Source organism: Massilia agilis, assembly GCF_024756255.1.
GTDB classification, from domain to species: Bacteria; Pseudomonadota; Gammaproteobacteria; order Burkholderiales; family Burkholderiaceae_D; genus Telluria; species Telluria agilis.
Map to the genome: position 1 here is coordinate 686,275 of NZ_JANUHB010000001.1, position 24,442 is coordinate 710,716.

Annotated in this window: 23 protein-coding genes and 1 riboswitch; of the genes, 11 read left to right on the forward strand and 12 right to left on the reverse strand. The window is 67.6% G+C overall.

Going from position 1 to position 24,442, the window contains the following annotated elements; genetic code table 11:
* Positions 1 to 127 precede the first annotated feature (127 nt).
* From ompR to NX774_RS03110, 5 genes are all read left to right on the forward strand, one after another.
* A complete protein-coding gene (ompR, locus tag NX774_RS03090; protein ID WP_258820671.1) occupies positions 128 to 889 on the forward strand; it encodes an osmolarity response regulator transcription factor OmpR in 762 nt (253 codons plus the stop codon).
* Complete coding sequence (locus NX774_RS03095) at positions 889 to 2,262, forward strand: sensor histidine kinase family protein (RefSeq protein ID WP_258820672.1); 1,374 nt, start codon at positions 889 to 891, stop codon at positions 2,260 to 2,262. The genes ompR and NX774_RS03095 overlap by 1 nt, the downstream gene beginning before the upstream one ends.
* 28 nt (positions 2,263 to 2,290) lie before the next feature.
* Positions 2,291 to 3,259 carry a threo-3-hydroxy-L-aspartate ammonia-lyase gene (locus tag NX774_RS03100; RefSeq protein WP_258820673.1) on the forward strand — a complete coding sequence of 323 codons (969 nt, stop codon included), beginning with the start codon at positions 2,291 to 2,293 and terminating at the stop codon, positions 3,257 to 3,259.
* On the forward strand, positions 3,259 to 3,636 hold the full coding sequence (locus NX774_RS03105; RefSeq protein WP_258820674.1) for a RidA family protein: 378 nt from the start codon (positions 3,259 to 3,261) through the stop codon (positions 3,634 to 3,636). The genes NX774_RS03100 and NX774_RS03105 overlap by 1 nt, the downstream gene beginning before the upstream one ends.
* A 149-nt stretch (positions 3,637 to 3,785) precedes the next feature.
* Positions 3,786 to 4,154 (forward strand): YXWGXW repeat-containing protein, encoded by a 369-nt coding sequence (locus NX774_RS03110; RefSeq protein ID WP_258820675.1) that lies wholly within the window; start codon positions 3,786 to 3,788, stop codon positions 4,152 to 4,154.
* A gap of 214 nt (positions 4,155 to 4,368) precedes the next feature.
* Here the strand turns inward: NX774_RS03110 and NX774_RS03115 are convergent, their stop codons facing one another.
* Genes NX774_RS03115 through NX774_RS03125 form a run of 3 tightly spaced genes read right to left on the reverse strand, consistent with a single transcriptional unit; the run spans position 4,369 to position 7,999 of the window.
* Positions 4,369 to 5,421: a c-type cytochrome gene (locus tag NX774_RS03115; protein ID WP_258820676.1), complete on the reverse strand. Its 1,053-nt coding sequence runs from the start codon at positions 5,419 to 5,421 to the stop codon at positions 4,369 to 4,371.
* Positions 5,418 to 7,187: a GMC family oxidoreductase gene (locus NX774_RS03120; RefSeq protein ID WP_258820677.1), complete on the reverse strand. Its 1,770-nt coding sequence runs from the start codon at positions 7,185 to 7,187 to the stop codon at positions 5,418 to 5,420. The genes NX774_RS03115 and NX774_RS03120 overlap by 4 nt, the downstream gene beginning before the upstream one ends.
* Positions 7,187 to 7,999, reverse strand: coding sequence for a gluconate 2-dehydrogenase subunit 3 family protein (locus NX774_RS03125; RefSeq protein ID WP_258820678.1), 813 nt, complete (start codon positions 7,997 to 7,999; stop codon positions 7,187 to 7,189). The genes NX774_RS03120 and NX774_RS03125 overlap by 1 nt, the downstream gene beginning before the upstream one ends.
* A gap of 179 nt (positions 8,000 to 8,178) precedes the next feature.
* Here NX774_RS03125 and NX774_RS03130 point away from each other — a divergent pair, with 179 nt between their 5' ends.
* A complete protein-coding gene (locus NX774_RS03130; RefSeq protein WP_258820679.1) occupies positions 8,179 to 8,568 on the forward strand; it encodes a DUF4124 domain-containing protein in 390 nt (129 codons plus the stop codon).
* Positions 8,569 to 8,657: 89 nt separating this feature from the next.
* On the opposite strand, the gene NX774_RS03135 is transcribed toward NX774_RS03130, so the two are convergent.
* The 5 genes from NX774_RS03135 to NX774_RS03155 form a co-directional block, all read right to left on the reverse strand.
* The gene (locus NX774_RS03135) at positions 8,658 to 11,612 is read right to left on the reverse strand and encodes an EAL domain-containing protein (RefSeq protein ID WP_258820680.1); all 2,955 of its coding nucleotides are present in this window, start codon (positions 11,610 to 11,612) and stop codon (positions 8,658 to 8,660) included.
* A gap of 83 nt (positions 11,613 to 11,695) precedes the next feature.
* Entirely contained in the window at positions 11,696 to 12,469 is a 774-nt protein-coding gene (locus NX774_RS03140) for a hypothetical protein (RefSeq protein ID WP_258820681.1), read from the reverse strand.
* A gap of 118 nt (positions 12,470 to 12,587) precedes the next feature.
* Positions 12,588 to 13,433 (reverse strand): PhzF family phenazine biosynthesis protein, encoded by an 846-nt coding sequence (locus tag NX774_RS03145; protein WP_258820682.1) that lies wholly within the window; start codon positions 13,431 to 13,433, stop codon positions 12,588 to 12,590.
* Positions 13,430 to 13,942 carry a DinB family protein gene (locus tag NX774_RS03150; protein ID WP_258821433.1) on the reverse strand — a complete coding sequence of 171 codons (513 nt, stop codon included), beginning with the start codon at positions 13,940 to 13,942 and terminating at the stop codon, positions 13,430 to 13,432. The genes NX774_RS03145 and NX774_RS03150 overlap by 4 nt, the downstream gene beginning before the upstream one ends.
* Positions 13,943 to 14,037: 95 nt before the next feature.
* Entirely contained in the window at positions 14,038 to 14,505 is a 468-nt protein-coding gene (locus tag NX774_RS03155) for a VOC family protein (protein ID WP_258820683.1), read from the reverse strand.
* Between the two features lie 153 nt (positions 14,506 to 14,658).
* Here NX774_RS03155 and NX774_RS03160 point away from each other — a divergent pair, with 153 nt between their 5' ends.
* Entirely contained in the window at positions 14,659 to 14,946 is a 288-nt protein-coding gene (locus NX774_RS03160; RefSeq protein ID WP_258820684.1) for an autorepressor SdpR family transcription factor, read from the forward strand.
* Complete coding sequence (locus NX774_RS03165; protein WP_258820685.1) at positions 14,943 to 15,590, forward strand: SdpI family protein; 648 nt, start codon at positions 14,943 to 14,945, stop codon at positions 15,588 to 15,590. The genes NX774_RS03160 and NX774_RS03165 overlap by 4 nt, the downstream gene beginning before the upstream one ends.
* Positions 15,591 to 15,752: 162 nt before the next feature.
* Here the strand turns inward: NX774_RS03165 and NX774_RS03170 are convergent, their stop codons facing one another.
* Together NX774_RS03170 and NX774_RS03175 are read right to left on the reverse strand one after the other, a co-directional pair.
* The gene (locus tag NX774_RS03170; protein WP_258820686.1) at positions 15,753 to 17,543 is read right to left on the reverse strand and encodes an amidase; all 1,791 of its coding nucleotides are present in this window, start codon (positions 17,541 to 17,543) and stop codon (positions 15,753 to 15,755) included.
* A gap of 157 nt (positions 17,544 to 17,700) precedes the next feature.
* The gene (locus NX774_RS03175) at positions 17,701 to 18,399 is read right to left on the reverse strand and encodes a glutathione S-transferase (RefSeq protein ID WP_258820687.1); all 699 of its coding nucleotides are present in this window, start codon (positions 18,397 to 18,399) and stop codon (positions 17,701 to 17,703) included.
* Positions 18,400 to 18,631: 232 nt separating this feature from the next.
* Here NX774_RS03175 and NX774_RS03180 point away from each other — a divergent pair, with 232 nt between their 5' ends.
* The 3 genes from NX774_RS03180 (at position 18,632) to NX774_RS03190 (ending at position 23,319) form a co-directional block, all read left to right on the forward strand.
* Complete coding sequence (locus tag NX774_RS03180) at positions 18,632 to 19,591, forward strand: DUF535 family protein (RefSeq protein WP_258820688.1); 960 nt, start codon at positions 18,632 to 18,634, stop codon at positions 19,589 to 19,591.
* Between the two features lie 64 nt (positions 19,592 to 19,655).
* Complete coding sequence (locus tag NX774_RS03185; RefSeq protein WP_258820689.1) at positions 19,656 to 20,813, forward strand: iron-containing alcohol dehydrogenase; 1,158 nt, start codon at positions 19,656 to 19,658, stop codon at positions 20,811 to 20,813.
* A gap of 182 nt (positions 20,814 to 20,995) precedes the next feature.
* A riboswitch (TPP riboswitch) is annotated at positions 20,996 to 21,094 on the forward strand.
* Positions 21,095 to 21,186: 92 nt separating this feature from the next.
* Complete coding sequence (locus NX774_RS03190; RefSeq protein ID WP_258820690.1) at positions 21,187 to 23,319, forward strand: TonB-dependent siderophore receptor; 2,133 nt, start codon at positions 21,187 to 21,189, stop codon at positions 23,317 to 23,319.
* On the opposite strand, the gene NX774_RS03195 is transcribed toward NX774_RS03190, so the two are convergent.
* Together NX774_RS03195 and pnuC are read right to left on the reverse strand one after the other, a co-directional pair.
* On the reverse strand, positions 23,316 to 23,858 hold the full coding sequence (locus tag NX774_RS03195) for an AAA family ATPase (RefSeq protein ID WP_370660397.1): 543 nt from the start codon (positions 23,856 to 23,858) through the stop codon (positions 23,316 to 23,318). The two genes, NX774_RS03190 and NX774_RS03195, sit on opposite strands and share 4 nt — an antisense overlap.
* Positions 23,828 to 24,421, reverse strand: coding sequence for a nicotinamide riboside transporter PnuC (pnuC, locus tag NX774_RS03200; protein WP_258820691.1), 594 nt, complete (start codon positions 24,419 to 24,421; stop codon positions 23,828 to 23,830). Before pnuC ends, NX774_RS03195 begins: the two co-directional genes overlap by 31 nt.
* Between the last annotated feature and the right edge of the window lie 21 nt (positions 24,422 to 24,442).

The window sequence follows — 24,442 nt, forward strand, 5'->3', positions numbered from 1 at the left end:
AAGCCCGAGGGGCATAAGACCAAATGGGTAAAGTTTGTAACACAATGTAATGCCGGGTTAGGAAGCCCCGCACGCATCGGCGAGAGAAGTTACCATAGCGACATAATTCTGACAAACCGGACAGACTATGAATTCACCCACCCAAACGAATTCCGGCAACCACTCCGGCGGCCACTCGGCCAAGATCATGGTCGTGGACGACGACGTGCGCCTGCGCGACCTGTTGCGCCGCTACCTCACCGAACAGGGCTTCACCGTCGTCACCGCCGAAAACGCGACCGCCATGAACAAGCTGTGGCTGCGCGAGCGCTACGACCTGCTGGTGCTGGACCTGATGCTGCCTGGCGAAGACGGCCTGTCGATCTGCCGCCGCCTGCGCGGTGCCGGCGACCAGACCCCGATCATCATGCTGACCGCCAAAGGCGAGGACGTGGACCGCATCGTCGGCCTGGAGATGGGCGCGGACGACTACCTGCCCAAGCCGTTCAACCCGCGCGAGCTGGTCGCGCGCATTGGCGCGGTGTTGCGCCGCAAGGGCCCGGACGAAATCCCGGGCGCACCGTCCGAGACCCCGCAAACCTTCGAGTTCGGCGATTTCGTGCTCGACCTGGGCACCCGCACGCTCAAGAAAAACGGCGAGACGGTGCCGCTGACCACCGGCGAATTCTCGGTGCTCAAGGTGTTCGCGCGCCATGCGCGCCAGCCGCTGTCGCGCGAAAAGCTGATGGAACTGGCGCGCGGCCGCGAGTACGAGGTGTTCGACCGTTCGCTGGACGTGCAGATCTCGCGCCTGCGCAAGCTCATCGAACCCGATCCTTCCAGCCCGCTGTACATCCAGACCGTGTGGGGCCTGGGCTACGTGTTCATCCCTGAAGGACAGCCGCGCTAGTGTCAGCCTTCCAATCGGGTGCGCCGCGCTTCCTGCGCCTTGGCTGGTTCAGGAGCGGCCTGTTCTGGCGCACGTTCTTCCTGCTGTCGGTGCTGACCACGCTGTCGATGGCCTCGTGGATCGGCATGATCAACATGGTCCAGCGCGGGCCGCAGGTGCAGCAGACGGCCGAACTGGTGGTGTCGGTGGTGACCATCACCAAGGCCGCGCTCACGCACTCGGCGCCCGAGCTGCGGCGCGAGCTGCTGTTCGAGCTGGTGTCCAACGAAGGCATCCGCATTTTGCCGCTCGAACCGGACGACAAGATCGAGCCGCCGCCCTCCACGCCCAACATGGCCGAGATCGCGGCGCTGGTGCGCGAAAAGCTGGGCGAGGACACGCGCTTTTCGCGCCGCGTGAACGACGTGGCCGGCTTCTGGATCAGCTTTAACATCGACGGCGACAAATACTGGCTGATGCTCGAACGCGACCGCCTGATGGGCCTGACCCGGGTGCAGTGGATCGGCTGGGCCAGCGTGGTGGGCGTGCTGTCGGTACTGGGCGCGGCGCTGATCTCGAGCCTGGTCAACCTGCCGCTGGCGCGCCTGACCGCAGCCGCGCGCGCGATCGCACAGGGCGAGCGCCCGGCCCCGCTGCCGGAAAAAGGGTCGAAGGAGATCATCCAGGCCAACCGCAGCTTCAACCAGATGGTCGAGGACCTGGCCCAGGTCGAAAAGGACCGCGCGGTGATCCTGGCCGGCATTTCGCACGACCTGCGCACGCCGCTGGCGCGCATGCAGCTGGAAGTGGAAATGGCCAACCTGTCGCAGGAAGCGCGCGAGGGCATGCAGTCGGACATCGCGCAGATGGACGCGATCATCGGCCAGTTCCTCGACTACGCCAAGCCGACCGAGTCGGCCACCTTCACGGCGGTGGACATGTCCGAGATGCTGGCCGAGATCGGGCGCGAGGCGTCACGCATGCCCAACATGCGGGTCCATTGCGACATCGAGCCGAACGTGCAGGTGCTGGGCAACGCGATCGACCTGCGGCGCGTGATCAACAACGTGATCGAGAACGCGCGCCGCTACGCGCGCACGCCCGGCCAGGACCATACCGAAGTCGACATCACCTGCCAGGTCAAGTCCACCGGCCATGGCCGGCGCGCGGTGATCACGCTGGCCGACCACGGCCCGGGCGTGCCCGAGGACCAGATCGCCCAGCTGCTCAAACCGTTCACGCGGCTGGATACGGCGCGCGGCCAGGCCAACGGCGCGGGCCTGGGGCTGGCGATCGTCGAACGCGTGCTGACCCGCCACAACGCGCAGCTGAACCTGCGCAACCGCGAAGGCGGCGGACTGGTCGTCCAGCTGGCGCTGCCGCTGGCGGCCTAGAATCCATTTCATACCAACCAAGAACGACATGACCGAGACCGCTCAACTGCAATACAGCGACATCGAACAGGCCGCGGCGCGCATCAAGGGCGCGGCGCACCGCACCCCGGTGCTGACCTCGCGCACCGCCAACACCATGGCCGGCGCCGAGCTGTTCTTCAAGGCCGAGAACCTGCAGCGCATGGGCGCATTCAAGTTCCGGGGCGCCTACAACGCCATTTCCCGGTTCACCGACGAGCAAAAGCGCGCGGGCGTGCTGACCTACTCATCGGGCAACCACGCGCAGGCGATCGCCTTGTCGGCCAGCCTGATGGGCATCAAGGCCGCGATCATCATGCCGCAGGACGCGCCGGAGCTGAAGGTGCGCGCCACCCGCGGCTATGGCGGCGAAGTGATCCTGTACGACCGCTACAAGGAAAACCGCGAGGAAATCGGCGCGCGCCTGGCCAAGGAACGCGGCATGACGCTGATCCCGCCGTACGACCATCCGGACGTGATCTGCGGCCAGGGCACGGCGGCCAAGGAACTGATCGAGGACGCCGGGCAGCTCGATCTGCTGCTGGTGCCGCTCGGCGGCGGCGGCCTGCTGGCCGGCTGCGCGCTGGCCGCGGCCACGCTGTCGCCTTCCTGCAAGGTGATCGGCGTGGAACCGGAAGCCGGCAACGACGGCCAGCAGTCGCTGCGCAGCGGCCAGATCGTGGACATCCCGGTGCCGCAGACGATCGCGGACGGGGCCCAGACCACGCACCTGGGGCAACACAATTTTGCGGTGATCCAGCGCTTCGTCGACGACGTCGTGACCGTCAGCGACGAACAGCTCAAGGCGACCATGCGCTTTTTTGCCGAGCGCATGAAAATCGTGGTCGAGCCGACCGGATGCCTGGCTGCCGCAGCCGCGCTGCACGGCGTGGTGCCGGTGGCGGGCAAGCGGGTCGGCATCCTGATCAGCGGTGGCAACGTCGACCTGGCGCGCTTTGCGCAGCTGGTGGCAGGCTGATGGAACTCATCCAGTCGCACGAACTGCCGGCGCCCGCCGGGCATTACTCGCAGGCGGTGGCAGCCGGTGGGCTGGTGTTCCTGTCGGGCATCCTGCCCTCCTCCGCCGAGGTGGACCCGGCCGCGGCCGGGTTCGAGGCCCAATGCGGCTCGGTGTTCGAACAGTGCGGCAAGGTGCTGCGCGCGGCCGGCTGCGGCTTTGCCGACGTGGTCCAGTGCACGGCCTACATCGTGGGCGTGGAGAACTGGCCGGCGTTTAACGTTGCCTACGCGCGCGTGTTCGCCGCCCACAAGCCGGCGCGCACGGTGGTGCCGGTGCCGGCGCTGCACTACGGCTTCCTGGTCGAGGTGCAACTGGTGGCGCAGCGGCCGCAGTAGGCCCGGGGTTGCCGTCAGTCACCGATCCTTCCTGCCGCAATTCCTCGTAACACTTTTTACACGCCAATGCGTGCAAGCGCACGGTCGCGCGCCTATCCTGAGGGCTATAACTGTGGAACATCACACGGCTACTCAAGGAGGACGCAACCATGAAAAAACTGCTTATTGCCGCACTGCTCGCAAGTTCGTTTGGCGGCATCACCGCCGCCGCCCAGGCCCAGACCATCATCGTGCGCGAAGCACCGCCGCCGCCGCGCAATGAAGCGGTGCCGCATGAACGGCGCGGCTACGTGTGGGCGCCGGGCCATTACGAGTATCGCCATCACCGCTATGTGTGGGTACGCGGCCAGTGGCTGCGCGCACGCCACGGCTACAGCTACCGCGCGCCGGTGTGGGAAGAGCGCGACGGCCAGTGGGTGATGAAGCGCGGCGGCTGGGAACGCGGCATGCGTGACCGCGACGGCGACGGCGTGCCGAACCGCTTCGACGAGCATCCGAACAATCCGAACCGCGGTTGATCGGGCAGGCGTCGATAAACGCAATGGCCGGACCGTGTCGCAGCGGTTCGGCTTTTTTTGTGCCCGGTGCCGGGCGCTTCGGCCGTGCTGGCGTTAGTTGGACGCGTGGGCAGGAGGACCTGCCCACCCTACCGGGATCAGAGCCGCTACCGTAGGGTGGGCAGGTTTCCTGCCCACGCGTCCAGCCGTCCGCCGTACCGCCGCTCCCGCCAACTCAACGCCGGATCGGCGGCTCCGGCGGCTTGGTGCCCTGGGTGCCGCCGCCCCCGCCCGGCCCCTGCCCGCCCCCTGTCACCGGCGAGCCTTGTTCGCTGCCCGAGCCGGTCACGCCCGCCGCAGCCGCGCCCGGTGTGCGCGGCCCGGGCGCGCCGGGCGCCGCCGCCACCGCCGGCCGCGCGCTCGAACCAGCTGCAATGTTCACCCGCGTGGCTGAAGGCGGAGGCGCCGGCTGCGCGCTGAAGTACCCCGACAGCGCGGCAATGTCGGCATCGGACAAGGCGCGGGCGATCTGCACCATCTGGCCCGACAGGTCGGTCTTGCGCGTGCCGCTCTTCCAGGCCTGCATGGCCGCGGTCAGGTAGTTGCCGTTCTGCCCGGCCAGGTAGGGATAGATCGGCGGCTCACCCGCCCCGCCCGGCCCGTGGCAGTTGGCGCAGGCCTGCACCCGCTTGCTCTCGTCGCCGGCCATGGACAGCTGGGCACCGCGCCCGGACGCGGCTGCCGCGCCAGCGCCCGTGCCCGCCGGCGGCGCCGCGCCACCGCCCAGCGTCGCGTAATAGGCGCTCACGTCGCGGATCTGCTCGGCGCTCATGCCCTTGGCGATCGCGAGCATGATGGGGTTGCTCACGCGCGCGCCGTTGGCGTAGGCCGCCAGCTGCTTGCCCATGTAGTAGGCCGACTGCCCGGCAATGCGCGGGAAGCCGCTGGCAGCGTTGCCCTCGCCCTGCGCGCCGTGGCAGCTCACGCACGCGGCCACGCCGTTGGGCGCGCCCTGCGTGGCGATGCGCTGGCCAAGCTGCAGGTTGGGCGGGCCGAACGCCTGCGCGGCGGCCGCGCCGGGCTGGGCGAGCGCGAGCGCCTGCCCGGCCTGCGCCTGCTGTTCCTGCATCACCCCGGCCTGGGTCTCCTGCGCCCCCGGCTGCGGCACAGCCGGGCCCTGGGCTACGTCGGGCTGCTGTGCACCGTCTTGCGCGCCACCGCCCCTGCCGGCGCAGCCTGCCAGCGCCAGCACGGCCAGCGCGGCGGGACAGATGATCGATGTCTTCATGCTTGCACCAAGGGTCCGGGGGACTTCAGGTAGCGGTGGACGATCGCGTCGGCCGACCAGTAGGCCAGCGCGCCGACCGTGTCCGTGGGGTTGTAGGTCGCGTTCTGCGGGAAGTTCGAGGCGCCGATGATGAACAGGTTCGGCACATCCCAGCTTTGCAGGTAGCGGTTGACCACGCTGCTGCGGCGGTCCAGGCCCATGATGGTGCCGCCGGTGTTGTGGGTGGTCTGGTACTGGGTGATCACGTACGGCCCCTTGCGCCCGGCCCCGGCCACCTGGCGAGCGCCCATCGCACGCCCGATCTCGACCGCCTTGGCGGTGACATAGGCCGACATGCGCAGATCGTTGGGCGGAAAGTCGAAGGTGATGCGCAAGAGCGGCAAGCCCCACGCATCCTTGTAGGTGGGATCGAGATCGAGGTAGTTGCCCTTGGCCGACATCGAGCTGCCGTGCACGTTGAGCACCGAGGTGTGGTTGTAGTGCTTGACCACCGCCGCCTTCCACGCCGCGCCCCAGGCCGGCGTGCCCGGCGGCGTGGGATGGAATTCGATCGGGCGCCCGTTGGTCATCACGTCGCCGAAATAGGCGCCGCCGATGAACTTGTGCGGGCCGTGGTCGAAGTTGTCGGCCACGAAATCGGCAATCAGCGTGCCGTTGGCGCCGGAACGCATGAACGGGTTGATGTTGACCGACTCGTCGAAGAACACCTGCACCGCACTCATCGTCTGGTACGCATAGTTGCGGCCGACATTGCCGCGCCCGGTCTTGGGATCGTACGGCTCGCCAATGCGCGACAGCAGCAGCATGCGCACGTTGTTCAGCGAGAACGAGCACAGGATGACCATCTTGGCCGGCTGCTCGAACTCGCGGCCGGCAGCGTCCACGTAGGTGACACCGGTGGCGCGCTTGCGGTCCTTCGACAAATTGATGCGCAGCACGTGCGACTGTGTACGCAAGGTGAAGTTCTTGTCCTTGAGCAGCACCGGCAGCAGGACCGTCTGCGGCGACGACTTGGCGAAGTGTTCGCAGGCGAAGCGCTCGCAATAGCCGCAGAACATGCAAGTGCCGAGCGTCATGCCTTCCGGATTGGTGTAGGGCTGTGACAGGTTGGACGACGGCTGCGGGAACGGGTGGTAGCCCAGGCTGGCCGCGGCCTTGCGGAAGATGGCCGAGCCGTACGGCTCCTTCATCGGCGGGGTCGGGTAGCCGCGCGAGCGCGGATCCTCGAACGGGTTGCCGCCGGCGATCTTCTGGCCCTTGACGTTGCCGGCCTGCCCGCTGGTGCCCAGCAGGTATTCGAAGCGGTCGTAGTGCGGCTCGAGGTCGGCGGCGCTCACGCCCCAGTCCTGGATGGTCAGGTCCGGATCGATGAAATTCTTGCCGTAGCGTTGCTCGGTGTGGCTGCGCAGCCGCAGTTCGTCATCCTGGAAGCGGTAGGTCTGTCCGTTCCAGTGCACCGCCGCGCCGCCCAGGCCAGTGCCGGGCAGAAAACTCTCCCAACGCCGGATCGGCAGCGCCACCTGGTTGATGTTGTTGCGGAAGGTCATCGCTTCCTTGGTGTTGTCCTGCATGAAGCCCTTGCGCACCGAGTAGCGCAGCTCGTCGTGCATCTGCGGCCCCTGGAAGTCGGGCACCGTGAACTGCGGATTGCCCCGTTCCAGCCCGACCACCTTCAGCCCCGCCCTGGTCAGTTCGCGCCCGAGCATGGTGCCCACCAGCCCCACGCCGATCAGCACGGCATCGCATTCCTTCATCCGGGTAGCCATCACTTGCCCCCTTTCCGGCGCGCCGGCGTGGGGGTGCGTGGCGCCTCGGCCGACGGGGCGTGCGCGGGCGGGCTGACCGGCTCGATCATGATCATGCCGCGCGCATCTTCGCCAATCGACATCGGCGCGCGCGTGTACAGCATGCCGTGCTGGTCCACCAGGTCGTAGAAGCTGGCGTAGGCGCCCGGAAAGCCGATCATTTTCCACGCCACCATGTCCTTGTTGCCACCGTAGATCGGGTCGCTGAAGAAGCCTTCGATGGTCAAGCCCAGCAGCGACTCGAAGAACGTATGTGCCGGCACGCCGTTCAGGCTCTGCTGGCCGGTCTGCAGCGACTGCAGGTAGGCGTCCTGCTCGGCACCGGGCAGCTGGTCGAAGGTGGTGCCGCGCCGGCGCCGGATGTCCTCGTTGATGGCGCGCAGCGCGTTGTGGAACAGCTCGGCCGGGGTGAACGGCAGCTGGTAGCCCTGCCCCGGCAGCCCCTGCTGCCAGGGGCCGCTGCGGTACAACCGCTCGCCCGCGCCCCAGGCGCCGCCGAGCTGCTTGTCGATGTAGTTGGGCACGCCCGCCTCGATTGCCCCGGGGCCGTTGGCGTCGGCCGGAATCAGGCGGGCGCAGGCGGCCTCGATGAAGCGTGCCTCATCAAGCCGGAAGAAGGTGTAGGTGGCCGGCGCGGCTGTGGCGCCGGCCCGCTGGCCTGGCGCGTGCTGGTGCGCCGCTTCGTCATGGGGGAGTGCGTGTGCCTTGCCGGCAATGGCCGCGGCGGTGGCGCCCGCTGCTTTGAAGAACGATCGTCGCGACAGCTTCTCCATCTGTTTTTCTCCGGTTGTTTTTTGGTCGAGCGGGCGATGGACGGGCGCGGCCCGTGTGCAACGTTAGAGTTCGGCCAGCTGTTCTGGTTCGGGAGATTGTGGACAGGGTTCGGCACCGAACAGACCCACGGCCGGGCGCGCGAAAGAATGGATGCATTCGTTTTAACCCGGGAGCCGCGATGAAGCGCCAAGCCTGCCAACTCTGCCTGATCCTGGCCGCGGCCACTGCGGCGCCGTCCGCGCTGGCCGGGGACATCCTCAAGTGCGTGGACCGCACCGGCCACGTCACGCTCACCGACCAGCCCTGCCCGCCGGGCACGGCCGGGCAGCGCCTGGTGATCCAGGACAGCTCATTCGGTGGCTCGGGCAGTGCCGGCAGCACCGGCTCGGGCGGCGACGAGCTGCCGGCCGCGGTGCCGGCCACGGCGCGCTATCCGGCGCCGGCGCCGCTGCCCCCGCGCGGAAAATGGAAGCCGCCCACGGCAAAGGAAGCGCAGCTCTCGCGTGACGCGGCCACGCTCAAGGCGGCGCGCATGCAGCTGATGGTGAAGGAAAACGGGCAACGATGAATGCTGCCCGTCTTGGTAGGGTGGGCTCTCGAGCCCACGCGTCACACGCGCCTCATACAGACCCGTGGGCACGAGTGCCCACCCTACGGTCAGTTCAGGCCCGCGAACAGTTCCTGCTCGAGCTCCACGCCCGCGTCCAGGCAGCGCACCAGGTACGCAACCTGGCTGTCGGTGATGAAGCTGGCCGACGACTTTGCCTCCAGCAGCCGCTCCGGCGCCTGTGAGCGCGCCACCGCCCAGCCCTGCACGTAGTCCACGCCGATCTCGGCCAGCGTACGCACGGTGGCCGCGTCCTCGGCCCATTCGGCGATGGTCTTCATGCCCAGGTTGACCGCCAGGTTGACGATCGCCTCGACGATGGCCACGTTGGCCGGATGCGCGTTGATGTTGACGACGAAATTACCGTCGATCTTGAGCACGTCGGCCGGCAGCTCCTTCAGGTACGAGAACGACGTGTAGCCGGCCCCGAAGTCGTCCAGCGCCACCTTCACGCCGAACGCGCGCACTTGTTCGATGAAGCGGCGCGTGTTGTCCAGGTCGTGCAAGGCCACACTCTCCGTGATCTCCATGCACAGCCGGTGCGCCACCGCCGCGCGCCGCCCCAGGATCTCCAGCGTGTCCTGCACGAAGCGTTCGTCGTTGAGCGAAGCACCGGACAGGTTCATGCACACGAAACGCGTGTTGGGCAGCTGCTCCGCATGCTGCGCGATCCAGTCCAGCGTGGTGGCCAGCACCCAGCGGTCGATCACGCCGGCCTGGCCGCACTTCTCGGCCGCGTCGATCAGCGGGCCGGCCGGCATCACGCGCCCGTCCGGCTCGCGCATGCGCAGCAGCACCTCGAAATTGAGCGAGGCGTTCGGGCTCCTGAGCGACATGATCGGCTGCATTTCGAGGAACAGGCCCGCGGTCGGGTGCGGCCCGGACAAGCGCGCGACCAGGTTCAGCTCGGCCTCGCGCTCGTGGAAGGCGGACGAATCGCGCTCGTACACCGCCAGCCCTTCGTGCACGTTGGCCTTGGCCTCGCGGCACGCGCGGTCGGCGGCCGACACCGCGTCCTTCATCGCCATCCCGAGCGACACCTCGATCAGCCCGATCGAACCGCGCACATGGAACGCCTTGTCGCCGACCTGGTACGGCTCACCGACCAGGCGGTCGACGATGCCGCGGCAGACCAGCGCGGCCAGCCGCACCGGGGTGTCGGGCATGACGATCACGAATTCGTCGCCGCCCACGCGGCCGATCTGCTGTTCGCCGCCCAGCATCATCCCCATGCGGCCGCACACCTGCCTGAGCACCTCGTCGCCGGCGGCGTGGCCGAACAAATCGTTGATCAGCTTGAAGCGGTCCAGGTCCACGTAGGCCAGCGCCAGCGGCTTGCCGGCGGCCAGCGACGCGGCGGCCAGCTCGAACGCCTTCTCGATCCCGCGCCGGTTGTACACCTTGGTCAGCGGGTCGTGGTTGGCCATGAAGCGCAGCTGCTCGGTGGCCTTGGTCTTTTCGGTGATGTCCTCCAGCACGCCCTCGATGCGACCGCGCGCCAGCGTCGCGCGCACCAGGAAGCGGCGCTCGCCGTCGCGCGAGGCGATCTCCAGCTCGGCATTCTGCTGGCGGTGCACCAGCTCCTGGAGCTGGCCGAGCACACCCTCGGGGAAGAACTGCTGCCAGCGCGTGCGCCCCGGCACCATGCGCGGGTCGCCCAGCATGCCGGCCAGCGCCGGATTGGTCGACAGGAAGTTCCCGTACAGGTCGAGCGTGAACAGGCCCAGCGGCATCGCCTCGTAGGCGTGTTCCAGCTCGGCCTGCGCGGCGATGCGCCGTTCGGTCTCCAGCCGCATCTGCTCGGCCACCGCGAGCGCGGCCAGCAGGCTCGAGGCCAGCGCCGCGGTGACGCTGTTGGCAACGCCGGTGAGCTCGCGCACGTTGAGCGCGGCCGACACCACCTCGGCCAGCCCGGACATGAAGGTCACCGCGAACGAGGCGGCAAACCACAGCGCCACCCGGGCCTGGCTGCGCGCGATCACGCTCACCAGCCCCATCGTCATCAGGACCAGGCCGGCGCCGGTGACCGTCCACATGATCGGCAAGAAGCTACGGTAAGGCAGCACGAAGGCGCAGGCCAGCAGCGGCACGCACAGCCACTGCAGCACGCGCAGCGGCGGCGCAAAGCGGGTGCGGCTGAGGTAGCCGCCGAACAGCGTGTGGTACAGGGTCAGCGTGGACATCGCGTACAGCGCGATCGTGGCTTTGCGCACCGGTAGCAGCCACTCGGCCGGAATGGCCTGGCCAAGCCATTGCACGTCCCAGCCGGCCGACAGCGCGCCCACGCGCAGGTTCAGGATCAGCCAGCCCGCGAACTGCAGGTACAGCGTCTGCCGGTTGATCGCGGCAGTAATCAGGATGAACAAGGTCAGCACGATCATGCCGCCGTCGAGCAGGCCCGACTTGCGGTGGAACTGCTGGATCGACAAAGTCATCTGGTCCACCGGCCACTGCACCGCGGTCAGGCGCGCAGGCCCGATGAAGCTGGCGCGGCACAGCACCTCGGCCGGCGTATTCCACAGGCGCAGCGCAAAGCCGGCCTTGACCTGCGACAGCGCGCCCTCGGCGCTGCCGCGCCGGGCCTGGCCCAGCTGCTGCATGCTGTACGGATCCCAGCAGGTGATCGCCACCATGTGCGGCGACGGGAACTCGACCACGTCGGCGTCGCCCGGCGCGCCCCGGGTGGTGAAGGCAAACCACACCGGTGCCTCGGACAGCCGGCTGTCGTAATGGTCGATCGCGCTCACTTGCGCCAGCTGGCGCAGCGCCGCCTCGGGCGCCAGCGCGGCCTCCTGCTCCACCAGCAGGCGCAGCGCCACCGGCTGGTCGCCGCTGGCGACGTAGTGGCTGTTCCAGAACAGCAGCGCGACCAGCGAAAACAAGGCAATCCCCAGCGGGACCAGGTACACCGAGAACAGGCGCAGCACACCTTCCAGCGCCCGGTTGACGGGTCCGGCGGGCGTGCTGCGCGGCGGTGTCGGCGAATAGGACATAGGCTGGCTCATGCGGGTTCACTGGCACCGGCAACCGGGCCGGCAGCGTCAGGGCGCAAGGATACAACCTGTTCTTGCTCTATTGCAATTGTTTTTCAGGCGGCAAGTTCGGCGAGACGGTTGTATTGACGCATCCGTGCAAACTGGCGCGGCGCAATACCGCGCGCTGGATCCACCGGACCGATGTCGATGTCCGGGTGGCGCGTGTGGCGGAAGAACCCGAGCAGCGGGTGGGCGGCCTCGCGCCAGCGTGCTTCGCCGGTGGCGATCTCGAACGCCATGACGCGGTGCGGGATGTTGCCCACGTGGCGCAGCGGCACCATCTGGCCGCCGTCGAACACGTCTTCGAACAGCAACTGCTGGTACTGGCGGTCGATCGGCGCGCGGCCGGTCACGATTGCCCAGTCGATCGCGTCACGCTCGCAGTATTCGAAGCAGGCCTTGATCAGGGCCAGCTTGACCACGCGCCCGATGCGCCCTTCGCCCACGCCAAGGCGCGTCACCTCGGCCAGGCGTCGTCCCTGCAGCCACGCCGGCAGCACCACCGATTCTTCGATGGAGAGCGGCTGGAACATGTTGGTCTGGATGCGCACGGTGCCCAGCGGCGAGCCATCCAGCCGCGACTCGGCCAGCAGCACCGCGCAATCCTGTTCGTAGTCAGCGTCTTCCGGCAACGCGAGCGTGCGCGCGAACTCGGGCACATGGCGCGCGTAGGCGGCGTGGCGGATCTGCACCGCCTTGCGCAGCGCATCGCTGTCGTCCACGCGGCGAATGGTGAAAGGCAGGCGCTCGGTGGCAGGCGAAACGCTGGCGGGACCGACGGCGTGGATGCCGCGGGACGGATTGAACGGTTGCTGGTGCTGCTCCATGAGGACTCCTGGTTACGATGTGAAAAAAAGGTTAATTTTTTCATTATCGTTCTTTGTCACTTCGTCAATCTTTGGAGCAGGCCTGCTTTTAAGCCTTAATTTATTTCACATATTTTTATCATTGAGCGCTCATGAAGCGGGCGATGCCGGACACGCGGATCGAGCCCCCGGGCTGTTGACCAATGTCTGCGAACAGGCGCGAGCGCATGCCCATGTCCTCGCCCTGCACCACCTCGATGTGGCCACCGTGCGGCCAGCCAAGGTCGCGCAGGTAGCCCGCCAGCGCGGCCGTGCCGGCGCCGGTGGCCGGGTCCTCGTACACGCCGCCGGCCGCGAACGGGTTGCGGGTGTGGAAGCGCTGCGGCGCCTCGGCCCAGGCCAGCACCACGGTCACCAGGCCGTGGGCATTCATCAGGGCGCGGCCGGCGTCCAGGTCGTAGCGCATTGCCGCCAGCAGTTCGCGGCTGGCCAGCGCCAGCACAAGATGGTCTGCGCCGCCGTGGGCCAGCGCCGGCGGGATGCGCGGATCGAGGTCAGCACGGGTGTAGCCGAACAGCGCCAGCGCGGCATCGGCCAGCGCAGCGGGCGCGGCCTGGCTGCGGGTGGGCGGGGACTGCAGCGCCGCCTGCACCTGCGCACCCTGCTGCCGGCCCTCCACCGTGATCTGCGCGTTGTTGAGCGCGAGCCGGTACACGCCATCGCCATGCTGCCTGGCCAGCGCTGCGCCGAGCGCAATGGTGGCGTGGCCGCAGAACGGCACCTCGGCCTCGGGCGAGAAGTAACGCGCGCGAAAGAAGCCCCCCTGCGGCGCCGCGAACACGGTTTCGGAAAAGCCGATAACGGCCGCCAGGCGCTGCATGGTGGCGGCGTCGGGCAGCGACGCGCCCAGCCACACGCCGGCCGGGTTGCCGCCCGCGTCGCCGTCCGCGAACGCGGCGATGCGCAAGATCTCGCTTGGCGTCATGCGGCCACCTCGGGCAGCACGAGCAGCAGGTCGGTGGCGCCGACATCCACACCCTGCTGCGACAGCAAGGTGGTGACCTGGCCCCGGTGGTGGGTCTGGTGGTTGAAGAAGTGCTGCAGCACGCCGCCGAACTGCCTGTGCCAGGTTTGCCCGCGGCTGTTGGTCCAGCTGAGCACCGTGTCCAGGTCCTGGTCGCGCACCTCGCCGGCAAAGCCCACGATCACGCCGTCAAGCTGGCGGCGCAGCACGGCCAGTTCGGCCAGGGTGGCGGCGCGCGGCTCGTTCAGCCCGGCCGGCAGCGGCAACGGCACCACCGGCGCCAGCGCCGGGCAGCTGGACGGATGCGCGGCAAACCGCTTAAGCCAGATGATGTCGCCATTGACCACGTGGTTGAGGGTGCCGAGGATCGAGCCGAAGAACGCCTTGCGGTCAGCCGCAAGCTCTGCATCGGGCAGCGTGGCGGCGGCCGCGTACAGGCGCTCGTTCATCCACTGGTTGTAGGTCGCCATCTGGCGCACATAGCTGGTCAGGTTCAAGGGCGTCTCCTCGCTGGCGTGGGAAAGCCGACATGATACTGCCGCGTGCGCCCGCCTGCCGGATTGGCTCAGGCGCAGGCCTTGGCCATCTCGGCCGCCATCTCCTCGGCCGACACGTCGCGGATGTGGGTGGCCAGCGACCAGCGGTGGCCGAACGGGTCTTCCACGATGCCGTAGCGGTCGCCCCAGAACATGTCGGCCAGCGGCATGCGCACGGCGGCGCCGGCGGCCAGCGCGCGCTCGAACGCCTTGTCCACGTCGGCCACCGACAGGTGCAGCGTGACCGGCGAGCCCTTCAGCGACAGCGGCCCGAACGACTCCCACTGCGGGAACTCGTCGGCCAGCATCAGCAGCGAATCGCCAATGCGCAGCATGGCGTGGCCCAGCTTGCCGTCGGGCCCGGGCAGCCGCATGACTTCCTCGGCGCCGAACGCCTTCTTGTAGAACTCGATCGCATCTGCCGCGCCGGCGCAGACAAGGTGCGGGGTAATGGTGTGCATCCCTTCCGGAACCGGCTTGACATTGCTTGTGCTCATTGCGCTCTCCTTTGCGGTTGAACTATCCAGGACATACCCGTGCGAATCGACCAACGCGAAACCGGAAGATTCACCCCAAATGCCGGGTGCTTGACATTGCGCCAAGACCCGCCTAGTATTTCGATCACTTTCTAATTACATGAATTTCTAATTATGTCGGACGCCAGCAATTCGATCTTCAAGGCCCTCGCCGACCCGACCCGCCGCGCCATTTTGCACCTGCTGCGCAAAGAAGAGATGACGGCTGGCGACCTGGCCGGGCGGTTCGACATGAGCAAGCCTACCCTGTCTCATCATTTTGCGGTGCTCAAGGAGGCGGGGCTGGTGACCAGCCGGCGCGAAGGCCAGACCATCTGGTACGCGCTTAACACAACCGTGCTGGAAGACATCCTGGCATGGACGATGGACCTGGCGCGCGGCGCCAAAGGAGAAAAACAATGAAGAACCGCTACCTGCTGTTGTCGATCCTGCTCGTGCTGGCTGTGGCCGGCGCCACCCTGGCCCTGTACGGCGCGCTGCCGGACCGCATGCCCGTGCACTGGAATATCCGCGGCGAGGTGGACCGCTACGGCGCGCGCGCCAACGCCTGGCTCATGCCGGGCATCATGGCCGGCAGCCTGCTGCTGTTCGCGGTGCTGCCGAAGATTTCGCCGGCGCGCTTCTCGGTCGATGCGTTCACCGACACCTATTGGTACTGCGCCTTGCTGGTGGTCGCCATGCTGGCCTGGGCGCAGGCCGTGATGCTGTGGGGCGTGACCACGGGCTCGGGAGCGACCACCCACCACATGCTGGCCGGGGTGGCGGTGTTCATCGCTTTGCTGGGCAATGTGATGGGCAAGGTGCGCAGCAACTTCTGGATCGGCGTACGCACGCCGTGGACGCTGGCCAACGAACGCGTGTGGTACGCGACGCACCGGCTGGCGGCCAAGACGATGGTCGGGTTCGGCGCGCTGTCGTTCGTCGCGGCGCTGGCCGACCAACCGGCGGTCGCGCTCGCGCTGCTGTTGGCCGGGCCACTGGTGCCGGCCGCGTATTCGCTCGTGTACTACAAGCGGCTCGAGCGCGAAGGCGGGCTGCACGCCTGAGGACGGTAGGGTGGGCGGCTTGTCCGCCCACGCGTTCAACAGGGGCTGGCTCGCCGCGCTGCCGGGCTTTTCCCGGCTGTGGTCAAGCACTGCGACTGCTTTGCAGCTTGTTGAACGCGTGGGCAGAATCTGCCCGCCCTACGTCAGCGTTGGCGGTGTTGTTCAGAACCCTGGCGGGCGCTCGCCGGCCACGCCGGCATCGTTTTCCAGGGCCATGCCGGCGCGCGCAATGGTGCCCTCGTCGAACAGGCGCCCGATCAGGGTCACGCCATGCGGCACACGGCGCGGCGGCGTGAACGTGGGCAGCGGGCGCGCAGGATCCGGCGCCCAGTCGCTGCGCGCCTGCCCCACCTGCACAAAGCCCGTTCGCAGCGTCAGCGACGGGTGGCCGGTGAAGTTCGAAATCGTCAGCATCTCGTCGCGCAGCGACGGCACCAGCAGCAGGTCCACTTCGCGCATGATGCGCGCCATTTCGAGCGCCACCTTGCGGCGCAGCCGGTCGGCCTGCACGAAGTCCACCGCCGACAGGAAGCGCGCCTCGCGGAACAGGTTCGGCCACGCGTCCGGCACCTGCTCGCGCAGCTGGTCGATGCGGCCGTCGAGCGTAATCTCTTCGAACGCGGCGGCGGCCTCCGCAAACAGCACCGTGTTGAGCGACTGGTACGGCCAGTCCGGCAGCGACACCGGCACGGCCGTCATGCCGAGCTTTTTCATGCGCTCCAGCGCCGCGCGGTCCACGTCCGTGGCCGGCGCCTCGTTCATCCAGCCGGGGAAGTAGCCGACCTTCAGGCCGCGCACGCCGGCGCCGGCGTCGAAATCGAGCCTGGCCGGCACGCTCGCCACATCGCCCGCGTCGGTGCCGGAGATCGCGTCCAGCACCAGCATCGCATCCTCGACGCTGCGCGTCATCGGGCCGAGCTTGTCGAGCGACCAGCACAGCGTCATGGCGCCGGTACGCGGCACCCGGCCATAAGTGGGGCGCAGGCCGGTCACCCCGCAGCGCATCGACGGGCTGACGATGCTGCCGCCGGTCTCGCTGCCGACCGAAAACGCCACCAGGCCGGCCGCCGTGGCCGCACCCGGCCCCGCGCTCGACCCCGACGCGCCCTCTTCCAGCAGCCACGGGTTCATGGTCTGGCCACCAAACCAGATGTCGTTGAGCGCGAACGCGCCCAGGCTCAGTTTGGCGACCAGCACCGCGCCGGCCGCGTTCAGGCGCGCCACGACCGCCGAGTCCTTGGCAGGCACCCGGTCGCGGAACGGCTCTGCGCCCCAGGTGGTGCGGATGCCGGCGGTGTCGAGCAGGTCCTTGACCCCGTACGGAATGCCGTGCAGCGGCCCGCGGTAGCGGCCGGCGGCGATCTCGCGGTCGGCCTGGCGCGCCTGCGCCAGCGCGTGCTCGAACGTGGGCGTGATCACGCTGCGCAGCTTGCCGTCATGGCGCTCGATGCGCTCGATGTAGATGCGCGTCAGGCGTTCGGACGTGAGCTTGCGCGACTCGATCCAGCGCGACAGCTGGGCAACGGTGGCGTACGCGATGTCCTCGTCGCGCGCGGGCAGCGCACCGGCGCCGGCGCGGCTGCGCACGAAGCGCCCCTTGCCGCCCGTCGTGCCGGCGACCGCTTGCGGATGCCACACCGTGGCCGGCGCCAGCTCGGGCGAAAGCAGCACCTTGCGCGGCCCGGTGCGCCGCTCCATGGTGGACGACAGCGACACACGCCAGCTTGCCGACGCCATCTCGCGCTGGGCCGGGGTCATTTTCACCTGCATCAGCTTTTCGGCCTCGGCGAAGGTGGCCGGGCTCACCTCGGGACCGACCGCGGGCGTGGCGCCGAAGGTCGGTGGCGCGCCGGGCGGCGGCGTGTCCTGCGCGAGCGCGTCGTTGCGCACGGCGGTGGTGGCGGCCAGCAGGCCAAGCGGGGCGTTGATGAGGAACTTGCGGCGTTGTGTCATGGTGCCTCTGGAAGTGGATGGACGGACAGACCGCCGGTGATGCTAACCCAATTCCAGATGGCAAAACAACTCGCCGGTAGGGTGGGCAGGTCCTCCTGCCCACGCGTCCAGATCACGCATGCGCTGATTGAACGCGTGGGCAGACAAGCTGCCCACCCTACGGATCAAGCTCGGGGTAGTGGCGAAAGATGCCCTCTTCCGAAAACGGCAGCCTGCGCGGCGAAGCGAGATAGGCCGCGATCCTGGGCCGGGCCGCCACCCGCTCGCGCAAGGCGGCAATGCCTGGATACTCGTCGCCCAGTCCCGCCAGCGCGCGCGGGAACGCATAGCACAGCCCCTCCACCACCTGGAACAGCGACAGGTCGGCATACGTGAGCTGCCCCCCCACCAGCCACGCCCGCCCGCCCAGCACCCGCTCGAAGTAGCCGAGGAACTTGGGGATGCGGTTGGCGACAAAGTCGGCCGCGCGGCGGCTGGCCTCCGGTTTCTGGTCCTCGTAGTACAGCGAGCCGGCGACCGGATGGTGCGTGTCGTGCGCCTCGGCCACCAGGTCGGCAATGGTCAGCTGCAGCTGGTGCGTCCACAGCCCGCCCTCCTCCACTTGTGGCGCCAGGCCGTGATGCTGGCCGAGGTACAACAGGATGTTGGCGGTCTGCCCGATCGTGAGCGGCCCGGCCTTCAGGAACGGCGGGGCGAACGCGGGATGGCCGCCATCCTCCAGCGCCTTCATCATCTTCTTCATGCCGCCCGGCTCGCGCGCAACGTCGACGTAGGGGGCGCCGGCTTCCTCCAGCGCCAGGCGGACAAATTCGCCGCGCCCTTGGATCGACGGCCAATAAAAAAGTTCATAGGTCACGGGCCACCTCCGGCTTCGTTCGGTTTGGCGCAATTATCGAACAGGGACCGGCTCGGACGGCGCGCCAATCGTGCTAGTCTTGCCGCGCCGGGCTCAGCACCACGGGAAAAAACGACACGGCGCGGTCGTTGCAATGTAGAATTTGTTTCTTTTGAGCAATCTCATTTTTGTCGGCCTGAAGCTAAGACAAGATAGAAACGCCTGACAACCAGTTGCGACCACGGAGCGCGCGATGATTTTCGCCCACCTGAAACAGCATTGGCTGGCCCGCCGCAGCCAGTACAGCCTGACGTCCTGGATCTTGTGCATCCTGCGCACGTCGCGGGTGCTGATGTATTACCGCGACCACCAGGCGCTGTGCCAGCTCGACGTGGTGCGCAATTATGTCGCGCTGCCGCCCAACGACGACCTGTTCCACCACCTGAGCCACCGCGACTACCTGGTCAAGGGCCTGTCGCCGCGCCAGCGGGTGCAGTGCGCACTGGCGCACTACAACTTCGAGGAAACCACCTTCAACGCCGCCTACAAGCAGGCGGTGTACCGCGACGGCGGGCTGGTGCTGTGGGAGCACCAGCACGAAGAGCACCGCTTCCTGATCCGGCTCGACATGGCCTCGCGCGCCAATGCCGAGGGCGATCTCACGCTCTCGCTGGTGGCCGACGGCAAGTGCCTGCACCGGCTGTCGTTCAGCTGGATGGACGGCGCCATGGCCGGCGTGCAGGCGCCGCTGGTGCCCTTCATTGCGCGCAACCAGGGGCGCTGGACCGATTCGGGCGAGGCGTTCGAGGCCTTCGAGCAGGTCTTCCCCAACAACTCGCCCAGCTTCTTCTGCTTTGCGGCGATGCAGGGCGTGGCCCAGGCGGTCGGCATGGACCAGGTGGTGGCGATCAAGTGCACCGCCCACGTCGCCTACAATCCGGATGAGGTCAAGCACTTCGCCAACGCCTACGACGGCTTCTGGAAGATCCTCGGCGGCGTTGAAATGCCGGGCAACACCTGGCTGATCGCACTGCCGTTCTACCTCAAGCCGCTGGCCGACATGCCGTCCAAGCACCGCAAGCGCGCGGCCCAGCGGCGCGAACACTGGCGCGTGATCGGCGAGTCGGCGCGCGGCACCCTGCAGCGCCACCTGCTGCACGCGCGCGCGCACCAGGAGCACGCGGCGCCGGTGCGCGAGCCGGCCGAGGCCTGAAGCCGGCGCGAATCAGCCGACTGCGCGATAATCCCTCTTTTGTTCGGCAACAAAAGGGGGCCAGATGCTCAACTTCGATTTCTACAATCCCACCCGCATCGTCTTTGGCGAAGGACAGATCGCCAAGCTGCGCGACCTGGTGCCGCAACAGGCGCGCGTACTGGTGCTGTACGGCGGCGGAAGCATCCGCGCCAACGGCGTGTACGACCAGGTCAAGGCGGCGCTGTCGCAGCACACCGTGTTTGAATTCGGCGGCATCGAACCGAATCCCACTTACGAAACCCTGATGAAGGCGATCGCGCTGGTCAAGGCCGAGCGCATCGACTTCCTGCTCGCCGTCGGCGGCGGCTCGGTCATCGACGGCACCAAGTTCGTGGCCGCCGGCGCGACCATGGACGACGATCCCTGGACCATCTTCGAAAAGCGCGCCGCCAACGTGCAGGCCGCGCTGCCGTTCGGCGCCGTGCTGACGTTGCCGGCCACCGGCTCGGAGATGAATTCCGGCGGCGTCATCACGCGCAAGGCCACGCACGAAAAATTCGCGTTCGGCACGCCGCTCGTCTTCCCGAAATTCTCGGTGCTGGACCCGACCACCACCTACACGCTGCCGCCGCGCCAGGTCGGCAACGGTATCGTGGACGCGTTTGTGCATACCATGGAGCAGTACCTGACCTACCCGGTGAACGCCAAGGTACAGGACCGCTTTGCCGAGGGCCTGCTGCTCACCCTGATCGAGGAAGGCCCCAGGGCGCTGGCCGAACCGCACGACTACGACGTGCGCGCAAACCTGATGTGGACCGCCACGCTGGCCTTGAATGGCCTGATCGGTGCCGGCGTGCCGCAAGACTGGGCGACCCACATGGTCGGCCACGAGCTGACCGCGCTCTACGGGCTGGACCACGCGCAGACGCTGGCGGTGGTGCTGCCGGCGATGCTGCGCGTGCGGCGCGAGGCCAAGCGCGCCAAGCTGCTGCAATACGCCGAGCGCGTGTGGCACATCACCGAAGGCAGCGAGAATGACCGCATCGAGCAGGCGATCGCACGCACCGAAGCCTTCTTCCGCGAAGTGGGCGTGGGCACGCGCCTGCCCGACTACCAGCTGGGCCGCGAAGTGATCGAGCCGGTGCTCAAGGCGCTCGAGGCGCACCGCATGGTCAAGCTGGGCGAAAAGCGCGACGTCAATCTCGAGGTGAGCCGCAAGGTGCTGGAGCTTTGCCTCTGATCAGAGCGCCGTTGAACGCGTGGGCAGGAAACCTGCCCACCCTACGTAGCAGCGATTTGCGTAGGGTGGGCAGCTCGCTGCCCACGCGTCCAATCCAAGCCAGCAAATCCGCAGCTTTAACAACACATCCCAATCTTGAATTAGCAGACACACCACGAACCGCCCTGGTTCGTGATACACTCGCGGCTCGCTAGGGGTCCTGGGGCTTTGCTTCCGGGTGAGAGATACCCTCCGTACCTGATCTGGATAATGCCAGCGAAGGAAAGCGCAAAGCAGTTGTCGTCTATCTTGTTTGCCCTTCCCCCACGTTGGCTCCGGCTTTTGTAAAAAGCAGCGCGCAGCCAGCGGCGGCGCGCGAAAACGAGCAAACACAATGAAAACCAACCTGAAGCAAACCATCATCGCCTGCGCCGTCGTGCAGGCGTTCTCCGGCGTCGCGTACGCGCAGCAAACCAGCGGCCAGGCCGTTCCCGAAGTCGTGGTCACCGGCACCAAGCAAGCCGGCGGCATCGCGGCCGTCGGCGGTTTCGGCACCACCGCGGTGGTCGATACTCCCGCATCGATCACCACCATCGACAGCAGCCGCATGCAGGACCTGTCGATCCGCACGACCACCGAAGCGGCCAAATACGATGCCTCCATCAGCGACGCCTACAATGCGGTCGGCTACGCGGAACAGTTCTCGATCCGCGGCTTTGCCCTGAACAATGACACCAGCTACCGCAAGGACGGCATCGCCATCCCGAACGACACCCAGATCCCGCTCGAGAACAAGGAGCGCATCGAGATCCTCAAGGGCCTGTCGGGCCTGCAGGCAGGCGTGTCGGCGCCGGGCGGCATCATCAACTACGTGACCAAGCGTCCGACCGACAAGCCGCTGCGCTCGGCCACCGTCGAATACAGCGAGCGCGGCACCGTGTACGGCGCCGTGGACCTGGGCGGCCGCTTCGAGGACCGCCGCTTCGGCTACCGCGTCAACGCCGCCGCCGCTTCGCTGCACCCGTACGTGCGCGGCGCCAACGGCGAGCGCGAATTCGTCTCGGGTGCCTTCGACTGGCAGATCAGCCCCGACGCCCTGCTGCAGCTGGACTTCGATTACCAGCACAAGGCGCAACTGACCCAGCCGGGCTTCCAGCTGATCCGCGGCGAAGTGCTGCCGACCGGCGTGTCGGGCAAGATGTTCCTGAACGACCAGCCGTGGGCCAAGCCGGTGGACACCAAGAGCACCAACCTGGGCCTGCGTTTCGAATACAAGCTGGCGCCGGACTGGGTTGCCACCGTCAACGCCAACAAGCACTGGTTCAAGCGCGACGACTTCACCGCCTTCCCGTACGGCTGCTCCAACGAAGGCGCCGGTTTCTACCCGGGCTACTGCACCAATGGCGACTACGACGTGTATGACTACCGCAGCATCGGCGAGCGCAAGACCCCGTGGGGCGCGCAGGCCATGGTGCAGGGTAAGTTCGCAACCGGCGACATCTCGCACGCGCTCACCGTCGGCACCTCGTACAACGAGCGTCACAACGCGTTTGGCGATTACATCTACGACTTCGTCGGCTCCAGCAACATCTGGAACAACCGCATCGTGCCGCCGGTCGGCCCGGACCGCGTGACCGGCCCGGTGTTCGAGCGCCTGACCGACAAGGAAAGCAGCCTGTTCGCGCAGGATATCGTCAAGCTCGCGCCGCAAACCACGCTGCACGCCGGCGTGCGCTACGTGAACTTCAAGCGCGACCAGTTCGTCGATCCGGCCACCCCGCACGAGAAGAGCGACGACTCGTTCCTGCTGCCGAACGTGGCGCTGGTGTACGCATTCACGCCGCAATGGAACGTGTACGGTGCGCTGAGCCACGGCGTGGAGCCGGGCGGCTTTGCGCCGATGCAGACCACCAACGAGCTGCAGGGCCTGGGCCCGAACCGTTCGCACCAGGTTGAATTCGGCGTCAAGGGCAACGTCAACGCCGCGCTGCAGCTGTCCGCTGCCCTGTTCCAGATCCGCCGCGGCCTGGAGTACACCAACGCCGCCAACACCTTCGTGCGCAACGGCCAGGAGACCCACCGCGGCCTGGAACTGGCGGCACAGGGCAAGCCGGCTGCCAACCTGGAATACAGCGTGTCGCTGACCGCGCTGAACACCAAGCAGGAAGGCACGGGTGACCCGACCATCGACGGCAAGCGCGTGACTGACGTCCCGAACTTCAAGTCGATCGCAATGTTGGCCTACTCGGTGCCGCAGGTTCCGGGGCTGAAGATCGACGGCACCTGGCAGTACGCCAGCCGCAAGGCGTTCGACGTGACCAACACGGTGTTCGTGCCCAGCTACAGCGTGTTCGGCGTGGGCGGCGCGTACGCGCTCAAGGCCGGCGCCAACAACGTGGTCGTGCGTGCGCGCGTGGACAACCTGTTCGACAAGTTCTACTGGCGCGACGTGACCCCGGCACTGGGCGGCTACCTGTATCCGGGCGCCCCGCGCACCTTCCGCGTGTCGGCCCAGCTGGACTTCTAACCCAGCAGTTCCCGCACCTGCCGCAGCCGCTGCGGCAGGTCTCCTCCCACCTGGACGAACGGTATGCGCCGTTCGTCCAGCGTCTCGATCACCATGCGGTGCACTTCCTGCCGCCGCTCGATCCCGTCCCGCTGCAGGCCGTCCGGTTCCCACGGCACATCTGGCGCTGCCACCAGCGTGAGCGCGTAGTCGTGTTTGGCCGCGAGCGCGGCCAGCGGCGCATCCACCCGGTTCCAGTAGGCGCGGCTGTAGATCGCCGTCATCAGCGGTGACGTGTCGCAAAAGAGGAAGCGATTGGCGCGCGCGGCTTGCGCGTTCTCGCGCTCCAGCTGCGTGAGTGCGATCCCGAACTGGTCCTCCTCGAACGGCACGCGGCCGCGCGTCTCGACGAACTCGCGCAGGTACTCGGGCACCCACACGGTGCCGTAATGCCCGGCCAGCGCCTCGGCCAGCGTGGACTTGCCGGACGATTCAGCGCCGAGGATGACGATGCGCGTGGCGTGCGCCATCATGCCCTCGCCCTTGCGATGTTGGCCCACGCGCGCAGGCCCGCCACCGCCATCGCCACGAACACCGCGTACAGGATTGCGGTGAGCATCAGGCCTTTGTACATGTACAGCGCGACATACAGCACGTCCACGGCGATCCACACATGCCAGTTCTCCACCTTCTTGCGCGCCAGGAGCACAGTGCCCAGCAGGCTGCCGGCGGTCAGGAAGCCGTCCGCGCGCGGCACGTCGGTGTTGGTAAAAGCATGCAGGAACGCCGCGAGCGCAACGAACCCCAGCGCCCAGGCTGCACTCGACCACGCCCAGCCGGCACCGCTCAGGCGAGAGACGACCAGTTTGCTCTCGCCCGCGCCGCGCAGCCACTGGTACCAGCCCCACAGCGCGCTGGCGATGAACACCAGCTGCAGCGAGGCGTCGCCGTACAGCCGCGCGTTGAAGAACACGATGCCGTAGGTGGCCGACGAGACGATCCCGAACAGCCAGCCCCAGTGGTTCTGGCGAATGTTCAGCAGCACCATGATCACGGACAGGAGGAAACCAGTCAGCTCCAGCGGCGAGGTGCTAAAACCGGCAAGGGTGAGTGTATCGTTCATTCGCGGGCGGGAAGGCGGCGC

Coding starts and splice junctions, on each gene's coding strand:
- pnuC (WP_258820691.1), bottom strand. CDS start 24,421: ATGAACGATACACTCACCCTTGCCGGTTTTAGCACCTCGCCGCTGGAG.
- NX774_RS03115 (WP_258820676.1), bottom strand. CDS start 5,421: ATGAAGACATCGATCATCTGTCCCGCCGCGCTGGCCGTGCTGGCGCTG.
- ompR (WP_258820671.1), top strand. CDS start 128: ATGAATTCACCCACCCAAACGAATTCCGGCAACCACTCCGGCGGCCAC.
- NX774_RS03105 (WP_258820674.1), top strand. CDS start 3,259: ATGGAACTCATCCAGTCGCACGAACTGCCGGCGCCCGCCGGGCATTAC.
- NX774_RS03100 (WP_258820673.1), top strand. CDS start 2,291: ATGACCGAGACCGCTCAACTGCAATACAGCGACATCGAACAGGCCGCG.
- NX774_RS03145 (WP_258820682.1), bottom strand. CDS start 13,433: ATGACGCCAAGCGAGATCTTGCGCATCGCCGCGTTCGCGGACGGCGAC.
- NX774_RS03130 (WP_258820679.1), top strand. CDS start 8,179: ATGAAGCGCCAAGCCTGCCAACTCTGCCTGATCCTGGCCGCGGCCACT.
- NX774_RS03170 (WP_258820686.1), bottom strand. CDS start 17,543: ATGACACAACGCCGCAAGTTCCTCATCAACGCCCCGCTTGGCCTGCTG.
- NX774_RS03165 (WP_258820685.1), top strand. CDS start 14,943: ATGAAGAACCGCTACCTGCTGTTGTCGATCCTGCTCGTGCTGGCTGTG.
- NX774_RS03140 (WP_258820681.1), bottom strand. CDS start 12,469: ATGGAGCAGCACCAGCAACCGTTCAATCCGTCCCGCGGCATCCACGCC.
- NX774_RS03135 (WP_258820680.1), bottom strand. CDS start 11,612: ATGAGCCAGCCTATGTCCTATTCGCCGACACCGCCGCGCAGCACGCCC.
- NX774_RS03160 (WP_258820684.1), top strand. CDS start 14,659: ATGTCGGACGCCAGCAATTCGATCTTCAAGGCCCTCGCCGACCCGACC.
- NX774_RS03155 (WP_258820683.1), bottom strand. CDS start 14,505: ATGAGCACAAGCAATGTCAAGCCGGTTCCGGAAGGGATGCACACCATT.
- NX774_RS03150 (WP_258821433.1), bottom strand. CDS start 13,942: ATGGCGACCTACAACCAGTGGATGAACGAGCGCCTGTACGCGGCCGCC.
- NX774_RS03185 (WP_258820689.1), top strand. CDS start 19,656: ATGCTCAACTTCGATTTCTACAATCCCACCCGCATCGTCTTTGGCGAA.
- NX774_RS03120 (WP_258820677.1), bottom strand. CDS start 7,187: ATGGCTACCCGGATGAAGGAATGCGATGCCGTGCTGATCGGCGTGGGG.
- NX774_RS03180 (WP_258820688.1), top strand. CDS start 18,632: ATGATTTTCGCCCACCTGAAACAGCATTGGCTGGCCCGCCGCAGCCAG.
- NX774_RS03110 (WP_258820675.1), top strand. CDS start 3,786: ATGAAAAAACTGCTTATTGCCGCACTGCTCGCAAGTTCGTTTGGCGGC.
- NX774_RS03125 (WP_258820678.1), bottom strand. CDS start 7,999: ATGGAGAAGCTGTCGCGACGATCGTTCTTCAAAGCAGCGGGCGCCACC.
- NX774_RS03190 (WP_258820690.1), top strand. CDS start 21,187: ATGAAAACCAACCTGAAGCAAACCATCATCGCCTGCGCCGTCGTGCAG.